General features: G+C 65.6%; 25 protein-coding genes and 1 riboswitch. Of the genes, 17 read left to right on the plus strand and 8 right to left on the minus strand.

What is annotated here, in order from left to right:
- Window positions 1–18: 18 nt before the first annotated feature.
- Genes QTI17_RS00640 through QTI17_RS00655 form a run of 4 tightly spaced genes read right to left on the minus strand, consistent with a single transcriptional unit; the run spans window position 19 to window position 5,150 of the window.
- Window positions 19–1,152: a 2-aminoethylphosphonate--pyruvate transaminase gene (locus QTI17_RS00640; RefSeq protein ID WP_286530362.1), complete on the minus strand. Its 1,134-nt coding sequence runs from the start codon at window positions 1,150–1,152 to the stop codon at window positions 19–21.
- Window positions 1,153–1,199: 47 nt separating this feature from the next.
- Complete coding sequence (locus tag QTI17_RS00645; protein WP_286530364.1) at window positions 1,200–2,933, minus strand: putative 2-aminoethylphosphonate ABC transporter permease subunit; 1,734 nt, start codon at window positions 2,931–2,933, stop codon at window positions 1,200–1,202.
- The gene (locus QTI17_RS00650) at window positions 2,930–4,060 is read right to left on the minus strand and encodes a putative 2-aminoethylphosphonate ABC transporter ATP-binding protein (protein WP_286530365.1); all 1,131 of its coding nucleotides are present in this window, start codon (window positions 4,058–4,060) and stop codon (window positions 2,930–2,932) included. The genes QTI17_RS00645 and QTI17_RS00650 overlap by 4 nt, the downstream gene beginning before the upstream one ends.
- Window positions 4,061–4,103: 43 nt before the next feature.
- Window positions 4,104–5,150: a putative 2-aminoethylphosphonate ABC transporter substrate-binding protein gene (locus QTI17_RS00655; protein WP_286530367.1), complete on the minus strand. Its 1,047-nt coding sequence runs from the start codon at window positions 5,148–5,150 to the stop codon at window positions 4,104–4,106.
- A gap of 153 nt (window positions 5,151–5,303) precedes the next feature.
- On the opposite strand from QTI17_RS00655, the gene QTI17_RS00660 reads away from it, so the two are divergent.
- Genes QTI17_RS00660 through QTI17_RS00680 form a run of 5 tightly spaced genes read left to right on the plus strand, consistent with a single transcriptional unit; the run spans window position 5,304 to window position 10,709 of the window.
- Complete coding sequence (locus tag QTI17_RS00660; RefSeq protein WP_286530369.1) at window positions 5,304–6,029, plus strand: phosphonate utilization associated transcriptional regulator; 726 nt, start codon at window positions 5,304–5,306, stop codon at window positions 6,027–6,029.
- Window position 6,030: 1 nt separating this feature from the next.
- Window positions 6,031–7,257 carry a phosphonoacetate hydrolase gene (gene phnA, locus QTI17_RS00665; protein ID WP_286530371.1) on the plus strand — a complete coding sequence of 409 codons (1,227 nt, stop codon included), beginning with the start codon at window positions 6,031–6,033 and terminating at the stop codon, window positions 7,255–7,257.
- Window positions 7,258–7,303: 46 nt separating this feature from the next.
- Entirely contained in the window at window positions 7,304–8,740 is a 1,437-nt protein-coding gene (gene phnY / locus QTI17_RS00670) for a phosphonoacetaldehyde dehydrogenase (RefSeq protein WP_478139023.1), read from the plus strand.
- Between the two features lie 2 nt (window positions 8,741–8,742).
- On the plus strand, window positions 8,743–9,312 hold the full coding sequence (locus QTI17_RS00675) for a phosphonate degradation HD-domain oxygenase (protein WP_286530375.1): 570 nt from the start codon (window positions 8,743–8,745) through the stop codon (window positions 9,310–9,312).
- 8 nt (window positions 9,313–9,320) lie between these two features.
- Complete coding sequence (locus QTI17_RS00680; RefSeq protein ID WP_286530377.1) at window positions 9,321–10,709, plus strand: FAD-dependent oxidoreductase; 1,389 nt, start codon at window positions 9,321–9,323, stop codon at window positions 10,707–10,709.
- Between the two features lie 24 nt (window positions 10,710–10,733).
- Here QTI17_RS00680 and QTI17_RS00685 read toward each other — a convergent pair whose 3' ends face one another.
- Window positions 10,734–10,979: a hypothetical protein gene (locus QTI17_RS00685; protein ID WP_286530379.1), complete on the minus strand. Its 246-nt coding sequence runs from the start codon at window positions 10,977–10,979 to the stop codon at window positions 10,734–10,736.
- A 117-nt stretch (window positions 10,980–11,096) separates the two neighbouring features.
- Between QTI17_RS00685 and QTI17_RS00690 the strand changes: the two genes are divergently transcribed.
- From QTI17_RS00690 to QTI17_RS00700, 3 genes are all read left to right on the plus strand, one after another.
- Complete coding sequence (locus QTI17_RS00690) at window positions 11,097–11,306, plus strand: hypothetical protein (RefSeq protein WP_286530381.1); 210 nt, start codon at window positions 11,097–11,099, stop codon at window positions 11,304–11,306.
- A gap of 32 nt (window positions 11,307–11,338) precedes the next feature.
- On the plus strand, window positions 11,339–11,743 hold the full coding sequence (locus QTI17_RS00695) for a YybH family protein (RefSeq protein WP_286530383.1): 405 nt from the start codon (window positions 11,339–11,341) through the stop codon (window positions 11,741–11,743).
- 203 nt (window positions 11,744–11,946) lie between these two features.
- The gene (locus tag QTI17_RS00700; protein WP_286530384.1) at window positions 11,947–12,282 is read left to right on the plus strand and encodes a hypothetical protein; all 336 of its coding nucleotides are present in this window, start codon (window positions 11,947–11,949) and stop codon (window positions 12,280–12,282) included.
- A gap of 179 nt (window positions 12,283–12,461) precedes the next feature.
- Here the strand turns inward: QTI17_RS00700 and QTI17_RS00705 are convergent, their stop codons facing one another.
- From QTI17_RS00705 to QTI17_RS00715, 3 genes are all read right to left on the minus strand, one after another.
- Window positions 12,462–13,337 carry a tetrahydrofolate dehydrogenase/cyclohydrolase catalytic domain-containing protein gene (locus QTI17_RS00705; protein WP_286530385.1) on the minus strand — a complete coding sequence of 292 codons (876 nt, stop codon included), beginning with the start codon at window positions 13,335–13,337 and terminating at the stop codon, window positions 12,462–12,464.
- A 23-nt stretch (window positions 13,338–13,360) separates the two neighbouring features.
- Window positions 13,361–13,440: riboswitch (ZMP/ZTP riboswitch) on the minus strand.
- A 43-nt stretch (window positions 13,441–13,483) separates the two neighbouring features.
- Window positions 13,484–13,906 (minus strand): GNAT family N-acetyltransferase, encoded by a 423-nt coding sequence (locus tag QTI17_RS00710; RefSeq protein ID WP_286530387.1) that lies wholly within the window; start codon window positions 13,904–13,906, stop codon window positions 13,484–13,486.
- A 19-nt stretch (window positions 13,907–13,925) separates the two neighbouring features.
- Entirely contained in the window at window positions 13,926–14,660 is a 735-nt protein-coding gene (locus tag QTI17_RS00715) for a GntR family transcriptional regulator (RefSeq protein WP_286525953.1), read from the minus strand.
- A gap of 289 nt (window positions 14,661–14,949) precedes the next feature.
- On the opposite strand from QTI17_RS00715, the gene QTI17_RS00720 reads away from it, so the two are divergent.
- From QTI17_RS00720 to QTI17_RS00760, 9 genes are read left to right on the plus strand one after another with little or no spacing between them, the layout of a single operon-like run.
- On the plus strand, window positions 14,950–16,275 hold the full coding sequence (locus QTI17_RS00720) for an aromatic ring-hydroxylating dioxygenase subunit alpha (protein WP_286530389.1): 1,326 nt from the start codon (window positions 14,950–14,952) through the stop codon (window positions 16,273–16,275).
- 13 nt (window positions 16,276–16,288) lie between these two features.
- Window positions 16,289–17,728, plus strand: coding sequence for a glutamine synthetase family protein (locus tag QTI17_RS00725; protein ID WP_286530391.1), 1,440 nt, complete (start codon window positions 16,289–16,291; stop codon window positions 17,726–17,728).
- 11 nt (window positions 17,729–17,739) lie between these two features.
- Window positions 17,740–18,063 (plus strand): 2Fe-2S iron-sulfur cluster-binding protein, encoded by a 324-nt coding sequence (locus QTI17_RS00730; protein WP_286530393.1) that lies wholly within the window; start codon window positions 17,740–17,742, stop codon window positions 18,061–18,063.
- Window positions 18,063–19,295, plus strand: coding sequence for an NAD(P)/FAD-dependent oxidoreductase (locus QTI17_RS00735; protein WP_286530394.1), 1,233 nt, complete (start codon window positions 18,063–18,065; stop codon window positions 19,293–19,295). Before QTI17_RS00730 ends, QTI17_RS00735 begins: the two co-directional genes overlap by 1 nt.
- A 49-nt stretch (window positions 19,296–19,344) precedes the next feature.
- Window positions 19,345–20,541, plus strand: coding sequence for an ABC transporter substrate-binding protein (locus QTI17_RS00740; RefSeq protein WP_286530397.1), 1,197 nt, complete (start codon window positions 19,345–19,347; stop codon window positions 20,539–20,541).
- 37 nt (window positions 20,542–20,578) lie between these two features.
- Window positions 20,579–21,439 carry a branched-chain amino acid ABC transporter permease gene (locus tag QTI17_RS00745; protein WP_286530399.1) on the plus strand — a complete coding sequence of 287 codons (861 nt, stop codon included), beginning with the start codon at window positions 20,579–20,581 and terminating at the stop codon, window positions 21,437–21,439.
- A complete protein-coding gene (locus QTI17_RS00750; RefSeq protein ID WP_286530401.1) occupies window positions 21,436–22,398 on the plus strand; it encodes a branched-chain amino acid ABC transporter permease in 963 nt (320 codons plus the stop codon). Before QTI17_RS00745 ends, QTI17_RS00750 begins: the two co-directional genes overlap by 4 nt.
- Window positions 22,395–23,150: an ABC transporter ATP-binding protein gene (locus tag QTI17_RS00755; protein WP_286530403.1), complete on the plus strand. Its 756-nt coding sequence runs from the start codon at window positions 22,395–22,397 to the stop codon at window positions 23,148–23,150. Before QTI17_RS00750 ends, QTI17_RS00755 begins: the two co-directional genes overlap by 4 nt.
- A complete protein-coding gene (locus QTI17_RS00760) occupies window positions 23,143–23,862 on the plus strand; it encodes an ABC transporter ATP-binding protein (protein WP_286530404.1) in 720 nt (239 codons plus the stop codon). The genes QTI17_RS00755 and QTI17_RS00760 overlap by 8 nt, the downstream gene beginning before the upstream one ends.
- Window positions 23,863–23,875 lie beyond the last annotated feature (13 nt).

Below are 23,875 nucleotides of genomic sequence, written 5' to 3' on the forward strand. Positions count from 1 at the left end.
GCACCCACCTGTGCCGCATCAGGTGACTGCGGCAGCGGCAACCCCTTGCCGAATGCCCATGGCCTCGAGTGTGTCTGCCACCGCAGCGACCGCTCCAGGTATCCCTGCTTCACCGAAGTGGCCCATGCAGCCGACCCGAAATGTCTCGACCTGCGTGAGCTTGCCGGGGTAGAGGATGTAGCCGCGCTTCTTGACTTCCTGGTAGAAGGTCTTGAAGTTGTATTTCGGATCGTCGGGCGCATGAAAAGTGACGATGATCGGCGCCTGGATGGCGGGATCGAGATAGCTGCGGAATCCCAGCGCGGCCATGCCATCGATCAAGGCCTTGCAGTTGCGCGCGTAGCGCCCGCCGCGCGCGTCGAGTCCGCCTTCCTCGACGTATTGCGTGATGGCTTCATCCAGTGCGGCGACCACGTGGGTGGGGGGCGTGAACCGCCATTGCGTCGTCTTGCCCATGTAGATCCACTGGTCGTAGAGATCCATGGCGAGCGAGTGGCTGTTGCCCTCGCACTTTTCCAGAGTGCTGCGCCTGACGATGACGAAGCCCATGCCGGGCACGCCTTCGAGGCACTTGCCCGAGGCGGCGACAACCGCGTCGAAGGGCGTGATTCGGGCGTCGATATCGATCGCGCCAAATGAACTCATCGCATCGACGATCAAACCGCGGCCGTGCTTTTCGACGACCAGCGCGACGTCGTGGAGTGGGTTGAGCACACCGGTTCCGGTCTCGCAATGGACCAGCGCCACATGCGTGATCGAAGGGTCTGCTGCGAGGGCACGGTCGACGTCCGCGGCCAGGACCTGCTGGTCTTCCCGGTAGTCGATCGTGGTCACGCGACGGCCGAGCACCTTGCAGATCTTGGCGATGCGCTGGCAATAGGCGCCGTTGTTGGGCACCAGCACGTGGCCGTCGCGCGGGACGATCGTCCCGATCGCGGCCTCCACCGAGAAGGTGCCGCTGCCCTGGAGCGGCACGCACTCGTGCGAGGCCTCGCCATGCACGATGCGCAGCACCTGCTGGCGGATCCTCGCGGTGATCTGGTTGAAGTCCGAATCCCACGAGCCCCAGTCGCGCAGCATGGCCGCGCGGGTCTTGTCCGATGTGGTCAGCGGACCGGGAGTGAGAAGGATCGGCGAACGAACTTGGCTCATGGTGTCTCCTGTGGGAAGGGCGATGGTGTGAGGAAATGCAGTAGTGGTCAGCCACGGCGAAGGTTGCGCCAGGCCTGCGTTCGAACGAGCAGCACGCGCGTCAGCAGCGAATAGGCGATGCACACGACGATCGATGTCACGACGATCAGGCTGGCGAGTGCGGCCGCCGGACCGATGTCGCCGGCGTCGTCGAGATGCATGATCGCAACCGACGCCAGGATCGTTTCGGGCGAATACAGAAAGATCGCGCATGAGAGGCTGGCCATCGAGACGACGAAGAAGTAGCGACCGATGTCCAGGATGGCCGGCAGGCAGACCGGCACCGTGACGCGCATGAAGGTCTTGTAGAACGGCACCTTCAGCGAGGCCGAGACGGCTTCGAACTCGTTGTCGATCTGCTTGAGCGCAGTCACGGCGGTGAGGTGGCTCGATGTGTAGTAGTGGACGATCATCGACAGGATCAGGATCGCCATCGTCTGGTAGAGCCCGTTCAGCGGATTGGCCGGGTGGTTGAAGAACATCACGTACCCCAAGCCCAGCACCAGGCCCGGCACGGCCATCGACAGCACCGCCATGAGGTGCATGGCGCGTTTCATCGCGACGAGGCCGCGCGACTTCTCGATCAGGTAGGCGCCGACGAACACGATCAGCGATCCGCCGATGGCCGTCGAGATCGCCACGATCAGGCTGTTGCCGTAGGCCGCGGCCATGTCGCTTTCGATCAGGGCGAAGTGATAGTGCTTGAGCGTCAACGACAGGTCATACGGCCAGAGCGTGATGAACGACGTGTAGAAGGCCATGCCGATGGTGCCGAGCAGCAGCGTGCCCACGAGGACGCAGGTCGCAGCCAGGAGCGAATCGGCCAGGCGCCGCGGCTTCGGAATGTGCGGAACCGAGCGCGCGGTCAGCTGCGCCTTCAGCTTGCGGCGCACCGTGTAGTCGATGACGAACGACAGGATGGACGGAACCAGCAGCAGCATGCCGACCACCGCGCCCATCGAGAAGTTGTGCTGCCCCACCACCTGCTTGAAGACGTCCACCGACAACACGTTGAAGTTCCCGCCGATGACCTTCGGCGCGCCGAAGTCGCTGACCACGTAGGTGAACACGACCGTCACGGCGCTGATCAGGCCGTACTTGCAGGAGGGCAAGGTGATCGTCGTGAACTGGCGCCACGGGGGCGTGCGCAAGGCAGTGGCCGCTTCGTAGAGGCGGCCATCGGCAAGCGACAACGCGGTGACCAGAATCATGAGCGCGTGTGGAAAGGTGTTGTAGACCTCGGCCAGGATGATGCCCGGCGCACCGTAGATCGAAGCGCCCATCAGGAGCGCCTTGAACGCCCCCTGGTTGCCGAACCACTGCACGAACGAAATGGCCGACAGGAGCGAGGGCGCAAGCAGCGGGATCAGCGCGACCAGCTTGAACGTGCCCTTGAACCATGCCGGCAGGCTGGTACGCGTCAGCGCATACGCGCAGACGAAGGCCGTCGGCACCGAGATCATCACGACGACCGAGGCCACCCAGATCGAATTCCATGCGGCACGCAGCAGGCTGGGGGTCTGGAAGTAGGTGACGAAGTGCGCCAATCCCACGAAAGCGCCGTCCCTGTCCTGCACCGCGTTCACGAGGATCGTGAAGAGCGGCGCGATGAGGAACGTGAACAGCATCGCCATGATGGCGAGCAGCACCCCTCGCGCGATCAGGTCGTCGCGGCTCCAGCGCATTCCAGGGCGGGCGGCAGCCATCGGGGCGGACGGGTAGGGACGTGCCAGGGCGTTCATGGCCTGGCAGTCCTGCTGCAGAAGGCGCGGATCCGGTTGGCGCGCAGCGCGATCTCGATGCGATTGCCCTCGCGAATATCGAGATCATGCAACTGGTTGAGCGAGAAGTGCAGGCCCAGGCTCTGGCCATGCAGCGCATCGGCAGTGACTTCGGCAATGCACAGCCCGCCGAGGAACTCGACCTTGCTCACCAGTGCGCTCATCCGGTTGGGCGTGTCGGGGGCGAGGTTCTCGACCAGGCGGTCTTCCGGCCGCAGGTAGAGATTCACCTCGTCGCCCGGCTCGAAGCCGATGTCGCAGGCATCGCACTGCAGTTCCATGTCGCCGACGCGAAAGAGGTTTCCGCCGAGCGCGTAGCCGTGCAGGACGTTGACCTTGCCCACGAAATCGGCCACGAAGGGAGTCGCCGGCCTTTCGTAGATGTCCATCGGCGTTCCCACCTGCTCGATCACGCCGTGGTTCATGACGACGATGCGATCGGCCATCGACAGGGCCTCTTCCTGGTCGTGCGTCACCATGATGGTCGTGATGCCCACCTGGCGCTGCAGGCGGCGGATCTCGCCGCGCAGACGGATGCGTTCCAGCGCATCGAGCGCCGACAGCGGTTCGTCCAGCAGGAGGAGCCCGGGACGGGTGGCCAGCGCGCGCGCCAGCGCGACCCGCTGCTGTTGCCCGCCGGACAGCTGGCTCGGGTACTTGCTTCCCGAGGTCGGCAGGCCGACCAGCTTCAGCAGTTCCTCGACCCGTGCCTTGGCTTCCGCCTTCTTCACCTTGCCATTGACCAGGCCGTAGGCGATGTTGTCGGCGATCGTGAGGTTCGGAAAGAGCGCGTACGACTGGAACACGATGCCGTAGTCGCGCTGATCGGGGGGCAGCCAGGACACATCCTTGCCGTTCTGCAGGATCTGACCGGCGGTTTGCGTCTCGAGCCCCGCGATGATCCGCAGCAGCGTGGTCTTGCCGCACCCCGAGGGACCCAGGAAGCAGAGCATCTCCCCTGGATTGACGCGCAGGTGCACGTCGCGCAGGGCACTGAAGGATTCGAAATCCTTGCGGATGCCGATGACCTCGAGTGCGCCCGCGGTGGTCGGCTCGCTGCCGAGAAACCTGGTGTCAGTCATGTCCATCTTCTTGCTCTCGTCGCGGGTTGAAGAACGGGTCGGGCAGCGATCAGTTGGACTTGGCTTCCGACTTGCCGTCGTAGCGCTTGCTCCACTCCTTCAGGATGCGGTCCCGGTTCTTGGCCGACCAGTTCAGGTCGTTCTTCGACAGCAGCTTCTCGTAGTTCTCGGGGATGCCTTCGAGCTTCTTCGCGACGCCCGGATAGGCCACCACGGCCCACCAGTTGGACGTGACCTGGTTGGCTTCCTTGCTGGCCATCCAGTCGGCCAGGCGTTTGGCCTGCTCCATCTTCTTCGTGCCCTTCATGATGCTCGTGGCCTCGATGTCCCAGCCCAGCCCCTCCTTGGGAAAGACCAGTTCGACCGGAGCGCCGGACTTCTTGACCTGGTGGGCGCGAAATTCGAACGAGATGCCGATCGGGAACTCGCCGGCGCCTGCCTGCTTGCAGGGCTTGGAGCCGGAGTGCACGTACTGCGCGATGTTTTCGTGCAGCGCGTCCATGTACTTCCAGCCGTCGTTCTCGCCCCACATCTGGAGCCATGCGGCCACGTCGAGGTAGCCGGTGCCGCTGGATGCGGGATGCGGCATCACGATCGCGCCCTTGTAGACCGGCTTGGCGAGGTCCTTCCAGGACTCCGGCTTCGGCAGGCCGCGCTTTTGCGCTTCGACGGTGTTGAAGCAGATCGTCGCGGCCCACACGTCCATACCCACCCAGGCTGGCGGCCGCGCACTGTCCGAGTATGCGGGCGTCAGTTCCTTGAAGCCCTTGGGCTCATAGGCGGCGAGCATGCCTTCCTGGTCGAGCAGCGCGAGGCTGCTGGCCGCAAGACCAGCGACCACATCCGCCTGGGGGTTTGCCTTCTCTGCCAGCAGCTTGGCCGTGACGATGCCGGTCGAATCGCGCACCCATCGGATCTCGATGTCCGGGTTCGCTTTTTCGAAGCCGTCCTTGTAGAGCTTCATCGCGTCGGTTTCGAGCGCGGTGTACACGAGCAAGGTGGTTTTCTGTTGCGCGGAAGCGCCGCTGAGGGCGAAGGCCAGGGCCGTCGCGCACAGTGCCGTAGAGAGTCGGCGGATGCCTTTGCTTGAGTTCATCGGTTCGTCCTGTGTGGGTAGGAATTGGATTGCTGACTCGTGCCCAAGCGCGTCTTGACGGCCGCTTCGGTGCGTTCAATGTAAAACGTCAACTGGCCACTGTCAATATTAAATTGTTGACAGTTGGCGATTTGGTCCGCAGAATCGGTTTTCATGAACTCAAGCAAACCAGCCGCTGCCCTGGCCTTCTTCCAGTCCAATTCGCTGCCGATGCTGGTCCAGGAAGAAATCGAACGGCTCATCATGACCGGCGAGCTGGCCGTGGGCACCCGCGTGAACGAGAGCGAGCTCGCACAGCGCTTCAACACCAGCCGCGGCCCCATCCGCGAGGCCCTGAGGGCGCTCGAGGAAGCCGGGCTGGTGCGCAACGAGAAGAATCGCGGCGTCTTCGTGCGGGAGATCTCCTTCGAGGAAGCCGACGAGATCTACGAGTTGCGCGAAGCGCTCGAGGAAATCATCGGACGCCGTGTGACGCGTGCCATTGCGCCCGACGGCATCGAGCGCCTCAAGGGCATGCTCAAGGCCATGGGGTCCGCGGCAAAGGCCAAGGACGTCGAGCAATACGCGCAATTGAATCTGCAGTTCCACGAGGTGCTGCTGGAAACGGCTGGCAGCCAGAAGCTGATCGAAACCTACCGGCGCCTGATCAAGGAACTGCTTCTGTTCCGCATGCGCGCGCTCGACAACGGCGGCGGCCTGCGCGTGTCCGTCGACGAGCATCGCGAGATCGTCGACGCCATTGCCTCCGGCGACGCCGAGCGCGCAGGCCGCGTCATGCGGCAACATGTTGCCGACAGCCGCAACCGAATGCACGCGGCCATGGGCCGGCCTGACGCCGACTCGCCGAAGTCCAACTCTTCCAATCAACAAGGAGCATGAAATGAATCCCCAGTCAATCGAAGTCAACGCCAGAAGCTACCGTTGGATGAAGCGGCCGGTGGTCGTGGTCTGCGTGGACGGTTGCGAGCCGGCCTACCTCGATGCCGCGGTGGAAGCGGGCGTTGCTCCCTACCTCGAGAAGATGATGCGCACCGGCGCCAACCTGCTGGCCGACTGCGTGGTTCCGTCCTTCACCAATCCCAACAACCTGTCGATCGTCACCGGGGCGCCGCCAGCTGTCCACGGCATCTGCGGCAACTACTTCTTCGACCGTGAACTCGGCAAGGAAGTGATGATGAACGACCCCAAGTACCTGCGCGCGGGCACCGTGCTGGCGGCCTTCGCGGACGGAGGTGCCAAGGTGGCCGTGGTCACGGCCAAGGACAAGCTGCGCAAGCTGCTGGGCAACCACATGAAGGGCATCTGCTTCTCTTCCGAGAAAGCCGACGAGGCCACGCAGGAAGAGAACGGCATCGACAACGTGCTGGACCTGGTGCGCCTGCCCGTGCCCTCGGTCTACAGCGCGGAACTCTCCGAGTTCGTGTTCGCTTCCGGCGTCAAGCTGATGGAGACGCGCCGCCCCGACCTGATGTATCTCTCGACGACGGACTACGTGCAGCACAAGGCGGCGCCAGGCAGTCCGGCCGCGAATGCGTTCTACGCGATGATGGATCGCTACCTGGCCGAACTCGACGCGCTCGGCGCCACCATCGTTCTGACCGCCGACCATGGCATGAACGACAAGCACGATACCGATGGCAAGCCCAACGTCATCTACCTGCAGGATGTGCTGGACGGCTGGTACGGTGCCGAGGCCGCGCGCGTCATTCTTCCGATCACCGACCCCTACGTCGTGCACCATGGTGCCCTGGGCTCGTTCGCCACCGTCTACGCACCGGACGAGGAAATCGCCGCGCAGTGGATCGAACGCATCAAGGAACTGCCCGGAATGGAATCGGTGCTGACGCGCTCCGAGGCCGCAAGGCGCTTCGAGTTGCCGCCCGACCGTATCGGTGACATCGTCGTCGTCAGCGAGCGCAACACGGTGATCGGCACATCGGCCAGCCGCCACGATCTCTCTGCACTCGAAGTGCCGCTGCGCTCGCATGGCGGGGTGTCGGAGCAGCGTGTGCCATTGATCTGCAACCGCCCTCTCGATGGTGTGGAAAGCAGCCGCCGGTTGCGCAACTTCGACGCGCTCGACATCGCCCTCAATCACGCCCAATAGCACCCATTCAGCACCGGGAAGAGGACAACCCAAAATGAGCCAGCCCATGCCCAAGCCAGCCGAGATCCACTGCGAAGCACTGCGCATTGCGGGCGAGCGCGTCTATCGCGACGACGTGATCGAGGTCACCTACCCCTACACCGGCGAGGTGATCGCCACCGTGCCGAAGGCCACGCTCGAAGACGTGCGCCGCGCCTACCGGCTCGCCCGCGACTACAAGCCGACGCTCACGCGCTACGAGCGATACAAGATCCTGATGCGCGCCGGCGAGATCATCAACTCCAGGCTGGACGAGATCTCCCGCACGATCACGCTGGAGTCGGGACTGTGCCGCAAGGACTCCCTGTACGAAGTGGGGCGCGCTTCCGACGTGCTTCTGTTCGCCGCCAACCAGGCGCTGGTGGACGACGGCCAGGTGTTCTCCTGCGACTTGACGCATCACGGCAAGAGCCGCAAGGTCTACACGATGCGCGAGCCCTTGCTGGGCGTCATCACCGCCATCACGCCGTTCAACCATCCGCTGAACCAGGTGATCCACAAGGTGGCGCCTTCGATCGCAACCAACAACCGGATGGTGCTCAAGCCCAGCGAGAAGACGCCGTTGACCGCATTCATCCTTGCGGACATCCTGTACGAGGCGGGGCTTCCGCCGCAAATGCTGTCCGTGATCACCGGCGACCCGCGCGAGATCGCCGACGAGATGCTCACGCATCCCGACGTGGACCTCGTCACCTTCACGGGCGGCGTGGCGATCGGCAAGTACATCGCCGGCAAGGCCACCTACAAGCGTCAGATACTGGAACTCGGAGGCAACGACCCCATCATCGTGATGGAAGACGCCGACGTCGAGGAAGCGGCAACGCTGGCGGCCAGCGGCTCCTACAAGAACTCCGGCCAGCGTTGCACCGCCATCAAGCGGATGCTGGTGCATGAAGCCGTGGCGGACCAGTTCGTCGAATTGCTGGTGCAGAAGACGCGCGCACTGAAGTATGGCGACCCGATGGACAAGAGCGTCGACATGGGCACGGTGATCGACGAAGCTGCAGCGATCCATTTCGAGAAGGTCGTCAACGAAGCCATCGCGGCCGGCGCGGAACTGAAGTGCGGCAATGTCCGCCGTGGCGCGCTGTACTCGCCGACCGTGCTGGACCGGGTCGATCCCGGAATGACGGTCGCCAGGCACGAGACCTTCGGACCGGTGTCGCCCGTCATTCGCTTCAAGGACATCGAGGAAGCCATCCGCATCTCCAACGGCACGGCCTACGGGTTGTCCTCGGCGGTGTGCACCAACCGCCTCGACTACATCACGCGGTTCATCCGCGAGCTCAATGTCGGCAGCGTGAACGTGCGCGAAGTGCCTGGCTACCGTCTGGAGCTCACGCCATTCGGCGGGATCAAGGACTCGGGGCTCGGCTACAAGGAAGGCGTGCTGGAGGCGATGAAGAGCTTCACCAACAGCAAGACCTACTCGTTGCCCTGGTAGCCATGAGCCTCACGATCGAAGACATCGTCCGCGTGTTCGAGGCCAAGGGCCATGAGCAGTACGACGGCGAACCGGTGACCCAGCTTGGCCATGCGCTGCAATCCGCGCACCTGGCCGAACAGGATGGCGCTGGAAGCGCGCTCATCACGGCCGCATTGCTGCATGACCTTGGACATCTGCTGCACGACTTCGGCAAGACACCGACGCAGCAGGGTCTCGATGACCTGCACCAGTATCGATGCCTGCCGTTCCTGCGTGCGCTCTTCGGGCCGGAGACCCTGGAACCCATACGCCTGCACGTCGATGCCAAGCGCTTTCTCTGCGCGCGCGAGCCTGGCTATCTCGAGACCTTGTCGGCCGACTCGCGGCGCAGCCTCGTGCTGCAGGGCGGCGTCTTCGACGAGGTGCAGGCGCAGGGGTTCGCCGTCCTGCCGTTTTCCGAAGATGCCGTGCGCGTGCGGCGCTGGGACGATGCCGCCAAGTCCGCGGAGGCCGTCGTGCCGTCGCTCTCGCATTTCGTGCGCCACATGCAGATCTGCGTCGCAGATCGTCGCACCGCGCAGACGGCATAGGAGAAGACATGCGACCCTTCTGGATCGAGCAAGCGTTGTTCAACGACGGCGAGCTGTCGCCCGCTCTGCAGGGCAGCCAGCGAGCCGACGTCTGCATCGTCGGCGGTGGCTTCACCGGCCTGTGGACGGCGATCCAGGCCAAGCTGCAAGATCCGTCGTTGGACATTGTCATTCTTGAAAGCGATCTCTGCGGGGCCGGCGCGAGCGGGCGCAACGGCGGATGCCTGCTCACCTGGTCGGCAAAGTTCTTCACGCTGCGACGGCTCTTCGGCGAGGCCGAGGCCATCAGGCTGGTCAAGGCATCCGAAGCGGCCGTATCGCATATCGCGGAGTTCTGCCGTGAACACGACATCGATGCCGAATTGCGCATGGACGGCACGCTCTACACCGCCACGTCGCAGGCCCAGATCGGCGTCCTGGACCCGGTCATGCGAGCACTCGAAGACTGCGGCATCCGCAGCTATTTTCCGTTGCCGCCCGACGAGGTGGCGCGACGCTCCGGCTCGGCTCGCAACCTGGCGGGCGTCTATTCGCCCATGGCCGCCACGGTGCATCCCGGCAAGCTGGTGCGTGGGCTTCGTCGCGTGGCGCTCGCAATGGGCGTGCGCATCCACGAGCGCAGCCCGATGCGCGAGTTCAGCACAGGCAATCCGGCGGTCGTCCGCACGCCTTGCGGGACCGTCGAGGCAAGAAAAGTCGTGTTGGCCATCAATGCCTGGATGGCCAGTACCTTCGCGCAGTTCGAGCGAACCATCGCGATCGTGTCGAGTGACATGGTCATCACCGAAAAGTGCCCTGAATTGCTGCGCGAGATCGGCTTGATCGACGGCGTGTCCGTACTGGATTCGCGCACCTTCGTCTATTACTACCGGAGCACCGTGGACGGTCGAATCATGCTGGGCAAGGGCGGCAACACGTTCGCGCGAGGCGGGCGCATCGCGCCGGTCTTCGACCAGCGCTCTCCCTACGAGGCGCAACTCACGCAAGCGCTGCATTCGTTCTTCCCGGCGCTGCGCGACACGCCGATCACGGCAAGCTGGAATGGCCCCTCCGACCGATCGGTGACCGGCTTTCCCTTCTTCGGCCGGCTCGATGGTGCGCCACACATCAGCTATGGCTTCGGCTACTCGGGCAATGGCGTAGGACCGAGCTACATGGGCGGCCAGATCCTGTCGTCGATGCTGCTGGATCTCGACAATGCGTGGACGCGCAGCCCTCTCACACAGGGCCCGTTGGGGCGCTTTCCGCCGGAGCCGGTGCGATATGCCGGATCGATCGTGGTTCGCAACGCGATCCGCCGCAAGGAACGCGCGGAAGACGAGAATCGCCGACCCTGGTTCGTCGACACCATGCTGAGCAAGTTCGCCAATGCGGCGGGCAAGGCCGACAAGGCCTGACTGTCCGTGGCCGGAGCCGACAACTCAGTCGCGGTCGATGAAGACTGCGACGCAGAGTGCGGCGCCCACGACGTACAGCAACCAGGTCTGCGGAATCGCGTAGGGATACAGCATCAAGGCGACGCCGAGCCATTTGCTTCGCGGACGACCGGCGCGCTTTCCGTAGCGATAGACCGCGATGCCAATGAGGCCGAACAGAACGGCACCGATGATGTAGGCCGGCGTCGGGAGCGCAATCCCGAGCGACTCCAGTGTCTGCAAGCTGTCCATGGGGGTCTGGCCGAGGGTTGGAGGGGCTCCTCTGAGCGTCCGCAGCTTAACCGTGGTCACGAAAAGGCGTTGCGACGAAAATGCGTGAAGAGCAATGAGCTTGAAAGGAGTTCTGTCGTGTTCACAACTGAAATTCGATTGCCCGAACTCGCCTTGTTGGCTGGCACCCGCGGGGCCTTGGGGGCGGGAGTCGGCCTGTTGCTTTCCGACAAGCTCAGTGAAGAGCAACGCAAGAACATCGGTTGGACGCTGGTGGCCGTTGGCGTGCTGACCACCATCCCGCTCGCGGCTATGCTGTTCGGTCGCCGCCGAAGGAGCGACGCCTGACTTGGAGTCGGGCTTCACCTCGAGGAGTTTGCATGTTGAGCAACGAAGAGCAAATCCGTGCGCTTGTCGAGACCTGGCAGGCTGCAACCAAGGCCGGCGATGTCGATACCGTGCTCAGTCTGATGACCGACGACGTCGTTTTTCTGGTGTATGGGCGCCCGCCCATGCGCAAGGCGGAGTTTGCGGCGCAATCTCACGTGCCAGCTGGCCGTCCACCTCCAATTGTCGACGGCAAGTCCGAGATTCAGGAGATCCAAGTCTCAGGCGACATGGCCTACATGTGGAGCGCACTCCAGGTCTCGGTCACTCCGCCCGGTGCGGGCCTGCCGATGGAGCGTGCAGGGTACACGCTCACGGTCTTTCGGCACGTTGACGGCAAATGGCTGTTGGCGCGTGATGCAAACCTCTTGTCTCCGGTACAGCGCCCAAGTTCGTGACTACCAGCGCGTCGACACGATGGCTGGACGAGTCACCCCCCTCCTCGCCCCAGAGCGAACTAGCTGGCTTGGTTTGAAGCCTCGGCAACCGGCACCACCCAAGCAGCCATGCCACCCGAATCTCGGCGGCCAAATCGATACTTGACTCGGCCATCGCTCAGGACTACTTTCCGCCCTCTCTGGACCTCAAAGGAGATACCGTGATGGCTTTTTCTCGAATCGCATCGGGAGTCTTGCTCTCGGGTTGTGTCGCGCTCGGTGCCAGCTATTCGTTTGCCCAGACGTCGCCGTCAGAGCGTGAGGCTGCGGCCGCCGCCCAGGCAAAGCGCCAAGGCAAGCTGCCGACCAAGGGCGATGAACAGTATCTTCAGAACGCGCTCAAGCGCTGCGAACGCCAGCCGGAGGGGACTGCGCGAGACGCTTGTGTCAAGCGCGTGACTGACGCCGGCGACACCACGACACGGGGTAGTGTCGAAGGGGGCGGGAAGATTCGCACCAACACCATGCAGGTGCCTGCGACCGAAGCGCCCAAGAAATGAGGGCGCCACCCTGGCGCGAGACGCGCTGCCGTGCGGCGACCAGTCGTTGCCGCTCGGTTGAAGGTCCGATTGCTGGCTGATTCCGTCTAGCCGCTACGGGCGGCGTGTTCACCATCGATGCTCAACGCAGGCAAGCGCGAAATCGCTGACTGACTGCGGATTCTGCAGTCAAGCCCACCTCACCGAGGCGTTTCTTTCGACTGTGACTCGGCCGCTTGTAGCGTTTGCTCAAGCAGAACCGATATTGTCATCGGCCCGACGCCGCCGGGCACAGGTGTGACGGCTGAACACCGGCTCATTAGATTGCGAGGCTCGATATCACCGATGCCGCCAGCGTGGTAGCCCGCATCGACAACGACCGAATCATCGGCAATCCAATCGGCAGCGATAAAGTGCGGTTTGCCCAATGCACCGACAACAATCTGCGCGCGCCGCACTTCTCGCTCCAGATTTCGCGTGCGGGAATGACAGAGAGTGACGGTGGCTCCAGCATTGGAAAGCATCAACGCCATCGGCTTTCCAAGGATGGCGCTCCGGCCGACCACGCCTGCTCGCTGGCCGGCAATCTCAATGCCGTAGTCAGTCAGCAGCCTCATGATTCCAGAGGGGGTAGCCGAACCAAACGCTTCTTGTCCCAATGCCATGCGCCCGAATCCATGAGAGGTGACGCCATCGACATCCTTGTCGATTCGAATGCAATCGAAGCAAGCGCGTTCGTCTATGTGCAACGGTACCGGGTGCTGCAACAGAATGCCATGGACGTCAGGGTCCTTGTTGAGCGCATCGATGACGTCACACACCTCTCTTGTGCTGGCTGACGCAGGCAACACCAGCGCCTTCGAGTGCATTCCGACGCGCCGGCATGCGTTGGCCTTCATTCGGACGTAGACCGCCGAAGAAGGGTCGTCGCCGACCAGGATGGTGGCGAGAGTGGGCACGCGGCCCTGGTGTCGTAGCGCAAAGCCGCGAATCGACTCCGTGAGTTTGGCTTCGCAACGCACTGCGAGCGCTTTGCCGTCGAGAACGACACATTCAGACCTGGTGCCACCGTTCATATCAGTTTCCTTGCAGGAAAACAGTCGGGTGCCCAGGCGAGCGGCAATGATTCGCCTGCGCTCCACGGTGGAACTCACCTTATCGCCAGTTGCGCAGGCGGAGCAATGATAGATGACCAGTGACGCCGCATCCTGCCCCTTGCACCTCAGAGCTTCTTCATCATGAACGCCAGGTAGAACCCATCGGTGTGGTTGTCGATGCGCCCGAACTCCTGGTAGCCGCGCTTCGCATAGAAGTCGCGGGCCTGCCATTCGAAGGTATCGAGCTTGGCGCTATGCGCGCCCAGGCGCTTCGCCTGCGTCTCGGCCTGCCCAAGCAGCTCGCTGCCAAGCCCGGCTGTCCTGGCCGCCTCGTCGACCCAAAGCACGTCGATGTGGAGCCAGTAAAGGAAGACGTAGCCGCGAAGCCCTCCGACCATTCGACCTTGCTCATCCCTTGCGCTCAGCCATACCGGTTGAGATTCGGGATACTCGCCCACGAATTCGTAGTTGAAGTGGCGCAGCCGTCGACCGAGCTCGCCCGACCGCACCTCCTCTTGCGTCGCTTCGACGATGGTCCAGGCTGTCATGGCGGGCACAGCGCCCCTGTCAGGGCCGCGTCTTCCCAGCCACCAGCCGCATCCCCGGCATCAGTTCGGCCGCGAGCTCCGGCCGTTCGAGCGCGTAGTCGAGGTTCATGCGTGCGATCTCGACGTGCTCCTCGCCCAGCGCCTGCGCGCGCGAGCCTTGCCCGCGCTCGATCGCCTGCACCATCGCGTGGTGCGTGCGGTGGGCCTGCTTCATCCACTGGTGCCCCTCCTCCATCGACGACTGCATCGGCAGCATGGCGCTCGGCGACGCGAAGGGCTGGCCGTCCAGCATGTCCATCACGCGCTGGAGCGCGACATTGCCGCAGCCCTGCATGATCAGCTGGTGGAAGCGGTCGTTCATCTGGACGTAGGCCGCGTAGTCGTCCAGGCCCATTTCGGGCTTGTTGACCGCCTTGTCGCCCTCGTCGAGGCAGTCGTGAAGGTCGCGCAGCAGCTGGCGCGAGGCACCGTCCTCGGCCAGCAGACGGGCCGCGAAGCCTTCGATCACGCCGCGCACGCGGATCGCGTCGGCGATCTCCTGAGACGTGAAGCGGCGCATCTGGTAGCCGCCGCTCGGCGACTGCTCGATCAGGCCCTCGTGCTCCAGGCTGGTGAGCGCCAGCCGCACGGGCGTGCGCGAGGCGCCGAGCTTCTCCGCCAGCGGGATCTCGGCCAGCCGCTCGCCGGGCACGAATTCGCCCTTGAGGATCAGGTCGCGAAGTTGAACCAGCACACGGTTTTGTTGGGAGTCCATCTGGAGCAGCGGAACGAAGAATGCCTCGATTCTAAGGAGATCAGCCGTGGCTGCACACAGTCAGGCCAACTTGGTCCGGTTGTTGCATACATGTCGCAAGCAGTGCATTCAGAAAGAGAAAATGCACCTCGAAGATGCGTCGACTTCTAAGTAATAACCCTTGTTTTAGCGCCTGAATGCCCCCGCAGGAATCTAAATGGATTGACCTGGATCAGAAATCGCCCAGACAATGTATGCAATTGCATGCAGCGCATGTTTCAGACAGTCACCCCCACGATGGAGCACCCCCATGATCAGTGCAGAACAGAATGATTTCATCACCCGGGTCGGCCGGGGCACCCCCGCCGGCACGCTGTTGCGCCGCTACTGGCAGCCGGTGGCGCTGGCCGACGAACTCGCCGGTCCGCGCCCGGTCAAGGCGGTGCAGCTGATGGGCCAGCACTTCGTCCTGTTCCGCGACGAGCAGGGCCAGCTGGGCATGCTCGACCGCGACTGTCCGCACCGCGGCGCCGACCTGGCTTTCGGCCGCCTCGAGCACGGCGGCCTGCGCTGCCCCTTCCATGGCTGGCTGTTCGACGCCAAGGGCAACTGCCTCGAAACCCCCGCCGAGCCCGTGGGCAGCAAGCTCTGCACCCGCATCAAGCAGGCCGCCTATCCGGTGGTCGAGCGCGCCGGCACCGTGTTCGCCTACATCGGCGAAGGCGAGCCGCCCGCGTTCCCCGATTTCGACTGCTTCGTCGCGCCCGACTCGCACACCTTCGCCTTCAAGGGCCTGTTCGAATGCAACTGGCTGCAGGCGCTCGAGGTCGGCATCGACCCGGCGCATGCCTCGTACCTGCACCGCTTCTTCGAGGATGCCGACACCTCGGAGAGCTATGGCAAGCAGTTCCGCGGCGCCTCGGCCGACTCCGACATGCCGATCACCCAGGTGCTGCGCGAGTACGACCGCCCCGACATCAGCGTCGAGCCGACCGACTACGGCATGCGGCTGACCGCACTGCGCCAGCTGTCCGAAACCCAGACCCACGTGCGGGTGACCAACGTGGTGTTCCCGCAGGCCTTCGTGATCCCGATGAGCGCCGAGATGACGATCTCGCAGTGGCACGTGCCGGTCGACGACACGCACTGCTACTGGTATGCGATTTTCACCAGCTTCACCGGCCCGGTCGACAAGCAGCAGATGCGCGACCAGCGCCTGAAGCTCTACGAGCTGCCCGACTACACCTCGCGCAAGAACAAGCGCAACAACTACGGCTACAGCATCGACGAGCAGCTGAGCCAGACCTACACCGGCATGGGCGACGACATCAACGTTCACGACCAGTGGGCGGTCGAGTCGCAGGGCCCGATCCAGGACCGCACGCGCGAGCACCTGGGCAGCACCGACAAGGGCATCATCACCTACCGCCGGATGCTGGTGCGGGCCATCGAGAGCACGCAGGCCGGCGAAACCGCGCCGATGCTGATCGACGCCGCGCAGGCCAGCGCGCTCAGCGGACCCCCGTCGATCGACGGCATCGGCGAAGCCGGCAACACCGACGGTTACTGGCAGAGCGCCGACCGCGAACGCCGCCTCAAGTCGGACTGGGCCTCGGCCCGCCTGGCCGCAGCCTGAGCACGCGCACGCCATGAGCTCCTTTGTAGACCGCCACGGCCTCTGGTCCGACGACCAGCAGAAGCAGGCCCAGGAACTGGTGCGCCGCATCGACGCCGGCGAAGTCGACGTCGTGCGCTTCGCCTGGCCCGACCAGCACGGCTTGCTGCGCGGCAAGACCCTGGTCGCCAGCGAAGCCCGCGCCGCGCTGTGGGACGGCGTCAACCTCACCTCCACCCTGCTCGCCAAGGACACCTCGCACAAGACCGTGTTCCCGGTGTTCGCGGCCGGGGGCGGCTTCGCCATCGAAGGCTTCCAGGGCGGCGCCGACTTCACGGTCGTGGCCGACCCCGCCACCTTCAAGGTGCTGCCCTGGGCGCCGCGCTCGGGCTGGGTCCTGTGCGATGCCTACATGGGCGACGGCAAGCCCTGCCCCTATGCCACGCGACAGATCCTGCAGCGCGCGGTGAAGCAGCTCGACGCACTCGGCATGGACTTCATCGCCGGCCTCGAGGTCGAGTTCCATGTCTTCAAGCTCGAAGACGCGCGCATGGGCCTGGCCGATTCGGGCCAGCCCGGCGAGCCGCCGCGGGTGTCGCTGCTGTCGCACGGCCACCAGTACCTGACCGAGCTGCGCTACGACCGGGTCGACGCCGTGATGGAGCTGCTGCGCTCGCAGCTGGTCGCGCTCGGCCTGCCGCTGCGCTCGCTCGAGATCGAGTTCGGCCCGAGCCAGTTCGAGCTGACCTTCGGCCCGACCGCCGGCGTGCTGCCGGCCGACACCATGGTGCTGCTGCGCAGCGCCATCAAGCAGATCTGCCAGCGCGCCGGCTACCACGCGACCTTCATGTGCCGGCCGAAGATTCCGAACGTGATGTCCAGCGGCTGGCACCTGCACCAGTCGCTGCGCCGCAAGAGCGACGGGGTCAACGCCTTCATGCCGGCCGAACCGGGACAGGACCTGAGCGAGATCGGCTTGCACTACCTCGGCGGCCTGAAGCAGCATGCCTGCGGCGCGGCGGCCCTGGCCAGCCCGACCATCAACGGCTACCGCCGCTTTCGGCCCTTCTCGCTGGCGCCGGACCGTGCCATCTGGGCCCGCGACAACCGCGGTGCGATGCTGCGCGTGCTGGGCGGCGCCGGGCAGAACGCGACCCGGATCGAGAACCGGGTCGGCGAGCCGACGGCCAACCCCTACCTCTACCTCGCGTCGCAGCTGTTCTCGGGCCTGGATGGCATGCGCAACAAGACCGACCCCGGCCCGTCGGCCGACGCGCCCTATGAAACGCCGGCCGAGCAGCTGCCGCGCTCGCTCGGCGATGCGCTGGCCTGCCTGCGCGGCGACGAGATGCTCAACGCCCAGATGGGCAAGGCCTTCGTCGACTACCTGTGCCACATCAAGGAAGCGGAGATCGCCCGCTTCAACCTCGAAGTCAGCGAGTGGGAACACCGCGAGTACTTCGACATGTTCTGACGCTGCCCGCCATGCCCACGATCCACTACATCCTGAAAGACGGCAGCAGCCGCAGCGTCGACGCCAAGCCCGGCTCCAGCGTGATGGAGAACGCCATCCGCGGCAACGTGCGCGGCATCGACGCCGAATGCGGCGGCTCCTGCTCCTGTGCCACCTGCCACGTCTATGTCGACGAGGCCTTCACCGACCGCCTGCCGCCGGCCGACGAGATGGAAAGCGAGCTGCTCGACGGCGTCGCCTCCGAGCGCCGCCCGGGCAGCCGCCTGAGCTGCCAGCTCACGGTGACCGCCGAGCTGGAAGGTCTGACCGTGCGCATCCCCGAGACCCAGAGCTGATGGCCGCCGCCCACCCCCTGGTGATCGTCGGCGCGTCCTATGCCGGCGTCCAGCTGGCCGCCAGCGCGCGCGAGCTCGGCTTCGAGGAGCGCATCGTCATCGTCGGCGACGAGGTCCACGCGCCCTACCAGCGCCCGCCCCTGTCCAAGGGCCTGCTGACCGGCAAGACCAGCGTCGACAACCTGGCATTGCGCGGCCCCGATTTCTTCGCCCAGAACGCCATCGATCTGATGCTCGGCCGGCGCGCCATCGCGCTCGACCCCGGGGCGCGCAGCGTGCGGCTCGACGATGGCGCCGTGCTCGACTACGGCTGGCTCGCGCTGGCGACCGGTGCACGCTGCCGGCCCTTCGCGCTCCCGGGCTCGACGCTCGAAGGCGTGCTCGACCTGCGCACGCTCGACGATGCGCTGCGGATCGCCGAAGCCGCCGGGCGCACCGAGCGCGCCTGCGTGATCGGCGGCGGCTTCATCGGCCTGGAGGTGGCGTCGGCGCTGCGCGCGCGCGGCGCCGAGGTCACCGTGGTCGAGGCCCAGCCGCACCTGCTGGCACGCGCATTTCCGCCGCTGATGTCGTCCTATGTCGAGAACGCGCATCGCCGCCGCGGCGTCGCGCTGCTGACCGGCCGCGGCGTGCGGGCGCTGCACGGCGCACAGGGCCGCGTGGCCGCGGTCGAGCTCGACGACGGCACCCGCATCGATTGCGACCTGGTCGTCCTCGGCATCGGCGTGCTGCCCAACGCCGAGCTGGCGCAGCAGGCCGGCATCGCGGTCGACAACGGCATCGTCGTCGACATGCTGGGCCGCACGTCGGCGCCGCGGGTGCTGGCCGCGGGCGACGTCGCCAGCATGGCGCTGCCGCCCGCACCCGGCGTGCCGGCGCGCATGCGGCTCGAGTCGATCCAGTCGGCCAACGACGGCGCCCGCGCGCTGGCCTCCCTGGTGGTCGGCCGCGAGGCGCCCTGCACCGCGGTGCCCTGGTTCTGGAGCGACCAGTTCGACCTCAAGCTGCAGATGACCGGCCTGGCCGCGCCCGGCGACGAAGTCGTGCTGCGCGGCGACATGGCCAGCGACCGCTTCAGCGTGTTCTACCTGCGGCAAGGCACACTCGTGGCCGCCCACTCGGTGAACAAGCCGGCCGAGCACATGCAAAGCCGCAAGCTGATCGGCGCCCGTGCCCGCCTCGGTGCCGACCAGCTCGCCGACCCCTCCTTCGACCTCAAGACGGTCGCCTGATCACCCCTTGCCCGCCGGCTCGCCGGCTTCCCTGAACGGAGCTTCCCCGATGATGATGAACAAGAGAAACGCGCTCGCCACCCTGACCCTGGCCTGCCTCGGCGCCTTCGGTGCCATGTCCGCGCAGGCGGCCGACGAGCCGCTTCGCATCGGCCTGATCGCGACCTACTCCGGCCCCTATGCCGACTACGGCCGCCAGTTCGACGCCGGCGTCGCGCTCTACCTCAAGGAACACGGCGGCAAGATCGCCGGCCGCACGGTCGAGGTCATCAAGAAGGACACCGCCGGCCCAGCGCCCGATGCCGCCAAGCGGATCGCCCAGGAGCTGGTGGTGCGCGACAAGGTGAGCGTGCTCACCGGCCTCGACTTCAGCCCCAACGCCTACGCGGTCGCGGCGATCGCCACCCAGGCCAAGATCCCGACCCTGGTGATGAACGCGGCCTCCTCCGCGATCACGGCCAGCTCGCCCTACGTGGCGCGCCTGTCGTTCACCGTGCAGCAGGTCACCGACCCGATGGCGCGCTGGATGGTCAAGCAGGGCGTGAAGGAGGCCTATACCGTGGTGGCCGACTACGCCTCGGGCACCGACGCCGAGACCGCGTTCAAGAAGGCCTTCACGGCCCAGGGCGGCAAGGTGGTCGGCGAAGTCCGCACGCCGATGAACAACCCCGACTTCTCGGCCTACGTGCAGCGCATCAAGGACGCCAGGCCGCAGGCGGTGTTCTTCTTCTTTCCGTCGGGCGTGATGCCGCCGGCCTTCCTCAAGGTCTGGAAGGAGCGCGGCATGGAAGAAGCCGGCATCAAGCTCTACGCCACCGGCGAAGCCACCGACGACAGCTACCTCGACGCCACCGGCGACGTGGCGCTGGGCCTGGTCACGAGCCATCACTATTCGTACGCCCATGCGTCGCCGAAGAACCAGAAGTTCGTCAAGGACTTCGCCGCCGAGTTCGGCACCAAGCTGCGCCCCAGCTACTTCGCGGTCACGGCCTACGACACGATGGCCGCCATCGACCTGGCGCTCGCCAAGACCAAGGGCGACCTCTCGGGCGACAAGTTCATGGACGCGCTCAAGGGGCTGAAGTTCGAGAGCCCGCGCGGCCCGATCGAGATCGACCCCGCCACCCGCGACATCGTGCAGACGGTCTACATCCGCAAGACCGAACGCAACAAGGCCGGCGAACTGGTGAACGTCGAGTTCGACAAGTTCGAGCGCGTCAAGGACCCGGCCAAGGAAAGCCAGTAACCGGCACCAGCCGGCCGCCAGCAGCAACGGGAAATCCATGGGAATCGTGATCTTCGACGGAGTGGCCTACGGCATGCTCCTGTTCCTCATCGGGGTGGGCCTGTCCATCACGATGGGCCTCATGAACTTCGTCAACCTCGCGCACGGCACGTTCGCGATGGTCGGCGGCTACGCCGCAAGTGTTCTGATGAACCATTTCGGCGTCGGCTTCTTCCCGTCGCTGGCGGCGGCCTTCATCGCCGCCGCGCTGGTCGGCGCGGTGCTCGAGTTCTGCTTCTACCGCCGGCTCTACCGCGCCCATCCGCTCGACCAGGTGCTGCTGTCGATCGGCATCGTGTTCGTCTCGGTCGCCGTGTTCACGTATTTCTTCGGCCCGACCATGCAGGCCTTCCAGCTGCCGCCGCTGCTGGACGGCCGGGTGTCGCTGCTCGGGCTGGAGGTGGGACGCTACCGCCTGTTCCTGATCCTCTGCGGCGTGGCGGTGCTGGCGGCCCTGCTGGGGGTGCTCGGCAAGACCCGCTACGGCGCGATGGTGCGGGCCGCGGTCGACAACCAGCGCGTCGCCGGCGGCACCGGCATCCACGTGCAGCGGCTGTTCTTCCTGACCTTCTCGCTGGGCTGCGGGCTGGCGGGCCTCGGCGGCGCGCTGAGCCTCGGCATGCTCGGGCTCGAGCCCTCGTTCCCGCTCAAGTACCTCGTGTACTTCCTGATCGTGGTCTGCGTCGGCGGCGCCGGCACCATCACCGGCCCCTTCGTGGCCGCGCTGCTGGTCGGCATCGTCGATGTCGCAGGCAAGTACTACCTGCCGGAAGCCGGCGCATTCCTCATCTACGTCGTCATGATCATCATGTTGCTGGCACGGCCCAACGGCATCATCCCGCGCAAGGGCCTGGCATGAAGCCGCTCGCGCTGTCCCCCGCCCGCCTGCGAGGCGTCGAGGTCTTCTTCTGGCTCGCACTGGCTTCGAGCTTCTTCCTCCTGCCCGACAAGCTCACGCTGATGAGCCAGATCGTGATCTTCGGCCTGTTCGCGGTCTCGCTGGACATGGCGCTCGGCTACGCCGGCATCCTCACGGTGGGCCATGCGGCCTTCTTCGGCGCCGGCGCCTATGCCGCCGGGCTGCTGGCCAAGCACGGCTGGAGCGAGCCCTTCAGCGGCCTGCTGTTCGCCCTGCTGCTGTGCGTCGCGCTCGGCTATGTGCTGAGCTACCTGGTGGTGCGCGGCGCCGACCTCACGCGGCTCATGATCACCATCGGCGTGTGCATGCTGCTGGCCGAGCTGGCCAACCGGCTGTCGTCGATCACCGGCGGCACCGACGGCCTGCAGGGCGTGGTGATCGCGCCGGTGCTCGGGCTGTTCGAGTTCGACCTGTACGGCAAGACCGCTTTCGCCTATGCGTACGGCGTGGTGCTGGTGGTCTTTCTCGGCGTGCGGCTGGTGCTGCGCTCGCCGTTCGGGCTCACGCTGCGTGGCATCCACGACAGCCGCAAGCGCATGCTGGCGATCGGCTCGCCGGTCGAGGCCCGCCTGCGCCTGGCCTATGCGCTGTCGGCCGGCGTGGCCGGCATCGCCGGCGCGCTGCTGGCCCAGACCACGCAGTTCGTCGGCATCGAATCGATCGGCTTCAACCGCTCGGCCGAGGTGCTGATCATCCTCGTGCTCGGCGGCACCGGCCGGCTGTACGGCGGCATGATCGGCGCGATCGTCTACATGCTGGTGCACGACTGGTTCGCCGATCTCAATCCGCAGTACTGGATGTTCTGGCTCGGCATCTTCCTGATCGCCGCCGTCATGCTGGGCCGCGGCGGGATCATGGGCGCGCTGTCTCGATTGGTGAAGACCGGGAGGGCGTCATGAGCGCCGTACTGCGCACCTGCGGCCTCGGCATCTCCTTCGGTGCCTTCCGCGCGGTCGACGACGTCAACCTCACGCTCGAACCCGGCGCGCGCCAGGCCCTGATCGGCCCCAACGGCGCCGGCAAGACGACACTGATCAACCTGCTGACGGGCGTCTTCAAGCCAACCCACGGCACGATCCACATGGGCGAGCGCGAGCTCACCGCGCTCAGCGCCGACAAGCGCGCCCGCATGGGGCTGGCGCGCACCTTCCAGATCAACACGCTGTTCCCGAGCCTCACGCCGCTGCTGTCGGTGGTGCTGGCGATCAGCGAACGCGAAGGCCTGGGCGCCGTCTGGTGGCGCCCGCTGATGCGCCACAAGGCGGCGTTCGACGAGGCCCATGCGCTGCTCGGCCGACTCAAGCTCGACGCGCTGGCCGACGTGCCGGTGGCCGAGCTGGCCTACGGCAAGCAGCGCCTGCTCGAGATCGCGCTCGCCATGGCCGCCAAACCCCGCATCCTGCTGCTCGACGAGCCCGCCGCCGGCGTGCCCGAGGACGAGAGCGGCGAACTCTTCGAAGCCATCGCCGAACTGCCGCAGGACATCAGCGTGCTGTTCATCGAACACGACATGAACCTCGTCTTCCGTTTCTCGCGCCGGATCTCGGTGCTGGTCGCCGGCCGGATCCTCACCGAGGGCAGCCCGGCGGAGATCGGCCGCGACCCGCGGGTGCGCGAGGTCTATCTCGGCCATGGAGCTGCCCATGTCTGAAATGCTCGCCTTCGACCAGGTGGTCGCCGGCTACGGCAACGCCGTCGTGCTCGACCGCTTGAGCTTCGCGCTCGCGCAGGGCCAGAGCCTCGCCATCCTCGGACGCAACGGCGTCGGCAAGACCACCCTGCTCGAGACGCTGATGGGCAACACCCGCGTGATGCGCGGCGCGCTGCGCTGGTGCGGCGAGGACATCACGCGCTGGCCGGCCCACCGGCGCGTGCGCGCGGGCCTGGGCTGGGTGCCGCAGGAGCGCGAGGTGTTCCCGTCGCTGACCGTCGAGGAGAACCTGACCGTGATCGGCCGGCCCGGTCCCTGGAACCTGCAGCGGGTCTACCAGTTCTTCCCGCGGCTGCGCGAGCGGCGCGGCAACTACGGCAATCAGCTGTCCGGCGGCGAGCAGCAGATGCTGGCCATCGGCCGCGCCCTCATGACCAACCCGAAGCTGCTGCTGCTCGATGAGCCGATGGAAGGCCTGGCGCCGATCATCGTCGAGGAGCTGGCTCGCTCAATCCGCCACCTTTGCGAGAGCGAGGGGCTGGCGTCGATCGTGGTCGAGCAGCATCCGGTGCTGGCGCTCGAGATGACGCACCAGGCCATCGTGCTCGAACGCGGCACGGTGGTGCATGCCGGTCCGAGCGCGGCGCTGGCGGGCGATGCGTCGCTGCTCGAGGGCCTGCTCGGCGTCGGAATGGCCGACGTGCAGGCATGAGGGGTCGGCGCCG

It is taken from the genome of Variovorax sp. J31P179, assembly GCF_030316985.1.
Taxonomy (GTDB): Bacteria; Pseudomonadota; Gammaproteobacteria; order Burkholderiales; family Burkholderiaceae_C; genus Variovorax; species Variovorax ginsengisoli_B.

Excerpts from the sequence above, each read along its gene's own strand:
- QTI17_RS00705 (WP_286530385.1), bottom strand. The coding sequence starts at position 13,337 with ATGAACGGTGGCACCAGGTCTGAATGTGTCGTTCTCGACGGCAAAGCG.
- QTI17_RS00725 (WP_286530391.1), top strand. The coding sequence starts at position 16,289 with ATGAGCTCCTTTGTAGACCGCCACGGCCTCTGGTCCGACGACCAGCAG.
- QTI17_RS00645 (WP_286530364.1), bottom strand. The coding sequence starts at position 2,933 with ATGAACGCCCTGGCACGTCCCTACCCGTCCGCCCCGATGGCTGCCGCC.
- QTI17_RS00740 (WP_286530397.1), top strand. The coding sequence starts at position 19,345 with ATGATGATGAACAAGAGAAACGCGCTCGCCACCCTGACCCTGGCCTGC.
- QTI17_RS00735 (WP_286530394.1), top strand. The coding sequence starts at position 18,063 with ATGGCCGCCGCCCACCCCCTGGTGATCGTCGGCGCGTCCTATGCCGGC.
- QTI17_RS00700 (WP_286530384.1), top strand. The coding sequence starts at position 11,947 with ATGGCTTTTTCTCGAATCGCATCGGGAGTCTTGCTCTCGGGTTGTGTC.
- QTI17_RS00660 (WP_286530369.1), top strand. The coding sequence starts at position 5,304 with ATGAACTCAAGCAAACCAGCCGCTGCCCTGGCCTTCTTCCAGTCCAAT.
- QTI17_RS00710 (WP_286530387.1), bottom strand. The coding sequence starts at position 13,906 with ATGACAGCCTGGACCATCGTCGAAGCGACGCAAGAGGAGGTGCGGTCG.
- QTI17_RS00715 (WP_286525953.1), bottom strand. The coding sequence starts at position 14,660 with ATGGACTCCCAACAAAACCGTGTGCTGGTTCAACTTCGCGACCTGATC.
- QTI17_RS00730 (WP_286530393.1), top strand. The coding sequence starts at position 17,740 with ATGCCCACGATCCACTACATCCTGAAAGACGGCAGCAGCCGCAGCGTC.
- QTI17_RS00655 (WP_286530367.1), bottom strand. The coding sequence starts at position 5,150 with ATGAACTCAAGCAAAGGCATCCGCCGACTCTCTACGGCACTGTGCGCG.
- phnY (WP_478139023.1), top strand. The coding sequence starts at position 7,304 with ATGCCCAAGCCAGCCGAGATCCACTGCGAAGCACTGCGCATTGCGGGC.
- QTI17_RS00695 (WP_286530383.1), top strand. The coding sequence starts at position 11,339 with ATGTTGAGCAACGAAGAGCAAATCCGTGCGCTTGTCGAGACCTGGCAG.
- QTI17_RS00745 (WP_286530399.1), top strand. The coding sequence starts at position 20,579 with ATGGGAATCGTGATCTTCGACGGAGTGGCCTACGGCATGCTCCTGTTC.
- phnA (WP_286530371.1), top strand. The coding sequence starts at position 6,031 with ATGAATCCCCAGTCAATCGAAGTCAACGCCAGAAGCTACCGTTGGATG.
- QTI17_RS00675 (WP_286530375.1), top strand. The coding sequence starts at position 8,743 with ATGAGCCTCACGATCGAAGACATCGTCCGCGTGTTCGAGGCCAAGGGC.
- QTI17_RS00685 (WP_286530379.1), bottom strand. The coding sequence starts at position 10,979 with ATGGACAGCTTGCAGACACTGGAGTCGCTCGGGATTGCGCTCCCGACG.
- QTI17_RS00680 (WP_286530377.1), top strand. The coding sequence starts at position 9,321 with ATGCGACCCTTCTGGATCGAGCAAGCGTTGTTCAACGACGGCGAGCTG.
- QTI17_RS00750 (WP_286530401.1), top strand. The coding sequence starts at position 21,436 with ATGAAGCCGCTCGCGCTGTCCCCCGCCCGCCTGCGAGGCGTCGAGGTC.
- QTI17_RS00720 (WP_286530389.1), top strand. The coding sequence starts at position 14,950 with ATGATCAGTGCAGAACAGAATGATTTCATCACCCGGGTCGGCCGGGGC.
- QTI17_RS00755 (WP_286530403.1), top strand. The coding sequence starts at position 22,395 with ATGAGCGCCGTACTGCGCACCTGCGGCCTCGGCATCTCCTTCGGTGCC.
- QTI17_RS00650 (WP_286530365.1), bottom strand. The coding sequence starts at position 4,060 with ATGGACATGACTGACACCAGGTTTCTCGGCAGCGAGCCGACCACCGCG.
- QTI17_RS00760 (WP_286530404.1), top strand. The coding sequence starts at position 23,143 with ATGTCTGAAATGCTCGCCTTCGACCAGGTGGTCGCCGGCTACGGCAAC.
- QTI17_RS00640 (WP_286530362.1), bottom strand. The coding sequence starts at position 1,152 with ATGAGCCAAGTTCGTTCGCCGATCCTTCTCACTCCCGGTCCGCTGACC.